This is a genomic window from Vagococcus acidifermentans, from assembly GCF_003987655.1.
GTDB lineage: Bacteria > Bacillota > Bacilli > Lactobacillales > Vagococcaceae > Vagococcus_B > Vagococcus_B acidifermentans.
Genome location: NZ_NGKC01000031.1, coordinates 1 through 2164, shown reverse-complemented (window position 1 = coordinate 2164; position 2164 = coordinate 1). Strand labels below are relative to the sequence as shown.

Here is a 2164-nt window from a genome sequence, read left to right as displayed (position 1 = left end):
GATTGGGGCTGTCCTGATGGACTTCCACGATGAATGGCTTAGTTCTACAAGAAAGTATATTAAGTTTGAACACTAAAAGACTAGTGAAACATTGTATAGTATTTTACACAAGATTATGGACTTGACTAGTCAGATTTGGGGATATGATTTTGTAGGGCATACCATAATTGTAGATAGAAATATAAATTCGAATATATCCCATTTTACCCCTAGGATAGGTATTGAGAAGATATTTATTTATTCTGCTTCTTATCCATAAAACCGTTTTGGTTTTTCATGTAATTTATAAGTTCATAAAATAAATCATTGGATATAGAAAATACTAAAAATTTTTAGAGTAGGTTATAAAGCAAGTTTATCAAATTTTAATTTTTTAGAAAGTATTACTTTATTTTTGCCATGTAGAATGATATTAGATTGAAAAATTAATCAATTTATGAAAAGGAGAAATTCTACATGAATAAAAATATTTTGTTAGAAACAAAGAACCTTACAAAGTCCTTCCATAGAAGAACAGTTGTAGAGGATATAGATATTAAAGTTTATAAAGGTGATATTTACGGATTTTTGGGAAGGAACGGACAAGGAAAAACTACTATTATTCGTATGCTTACCGGCCTTGTATATCCTGATAAGGGAACAGTTACTTTTTCCGGTTATGATTTAAAAGATGATTTCAAGAATGCCATTAATCAAGTAGGGGCAATGGTAGAATCTCCATCATTCTATGGATACTTGTCTGGCTACAATAACTTGAAGCTGATTGCCAACCTCATTCCAGGACTTGAAAAAGGTCATATTATGGAAGTTTTATCTATAGTAGGCTTAGAAAATAGGGCTAAGGATAAGGTATCTACCTATTCGCTTGGTATGAAGCAAAGACTTGGCATAGCTAATGCCTTACTGGGCAATCCTCAGCTTATAATTCTTGATGAACCAACAAATGGATTAGATCCACAAGGAATGATGGAAATTGAAGAGCTTATTTTATATTTGGCTAGGGAAAAGAACATTACATTTTTCATTTCCAGTCATCTTCTTCACCACATGCAAAACATTTGTAATCGAATCGGTATTATCCATGGGGGTAAGCTTGTTACAGAAGATAGGATAGAAAACCTGTGTGGAAATGGGTCAGGTGAATCTCTTGAAGACTTTTACTTTAGGCTAACAAGGGAGGTATGAGTGAATGAAATTATTTAAAAATGAATGCTATAAATTGTTTAGAACAAAAAAACTCTATATTTTTGCAGGAATCCACTTGTTTTTTATAGTTGTTAATTTACTTAGCTACAAACCAGGTTTGGACGAAGATACTATTTGGACTTTTACAAATGGTCAATCAGCACCTTTAGCCCTTGCAGAAATATATGTTCAATTTATGATGTTCTTTATCCCAATTTTTATAGCTGATACTATTTCTAGAGAATATCAACAAGGAACGCTTAAGCTTTCTTTACTCTATCCTGTAGATAGAAATCAATTGATTAAAGCCAAGATTATGTCTTTAATGGTTATGATTTTAAGCCTTACTGTATTTTTTCTAGTAGTTTCATACGCACTGGGTGTTTATCATCTTGGATGGGGAAATGTATTTGAATATGAAGGTCTTAGCTACGGAACCATAAAAGGTATATTCATAACGATTGGTTCATATTTAATTCTAACGGTTCCAGCTATGGCTTATGGAATTTTTGTTATTTGTCTTGCTCTTATGACAGGGGATCAAATTAGCACAATTATTGGATCTTCTGGCTTGATGATACTAGGAATGAATTTAAATGGAATTAGTATAGGGAATCCTTATTCGCCAGCATATCATTTCTCTTACCTTTATCGATTCTTTGTTTTTGAAAATATGGGGAGAGATGGGATTATAGCAATAATTATGACTTTTGTCTATTTGTTTATCTTTACAAGTATAAGTTTCTTGAGTTTCAAGAAAAAAGACTTAGTTTATTAGGAGGTATTTTATATGTTAGGGCTTATAAAAAATGAATGTTGGCAAGTACTTCATAAAAATAAACTGTATTTATCTGGACAGGCTACACTGGACTAGACAATAAAAATAAGGTGTGTAAACTATAATAAAACACACTGGAGGAATCAACATGTCAGAACGTAGACCGAGACGGACATTTACCAAGGAATTTAAACAGCAAAT

The 2164-nt window shown here is 31.9% G+C and carries 2 protein-coding genes; both read left to right on the top strand.

What is annotated here, in order from left to right:
- Nucleotides 1-456: 456 nt before the first annotated feature.
- Nucleotides 457-1185 (top strand): ATP-binding cassette domain-containing protein, encoded by a 729-nt coding sequence (locus tag CBF27_RS13935; protein ID WP_126815304.1) that lies wholly within the window; start codon nt 457-459, stop codon nt 1183-1185.
- A 4-nt stretch (nt 1186-1189) separates the two neighbouring features.
- Nucleotides 1190-1963 (top strand): ABC transporter permease, encoded by a 774-nt coding sequence (locus CBF27_RS13930; RefSeq protein ID WP_126815303.1) that lies wholly within the window; start codon nt 1190-1192, stop codon nt 1961-1963.
- The last annotated feature ends 201 nt before the right edge of the window (nt 1964-2164 follow it).

Coding starts and splice junctions, on each gene's coding strand:
- CBF27_RS13935 (WP_126815304.1), top strand. CDS start 457: ATGAATAAAAATATTTTGTTAGAAACAAAGAACCTTACAAAGTCCTTC.
- CBF27_RS13930 (WP_126815303.1), top strand. CDS start 1,190: ATGAAATTATTTAAAAATGAATGCTATAAATTGTTTAGAACAAAAAAA.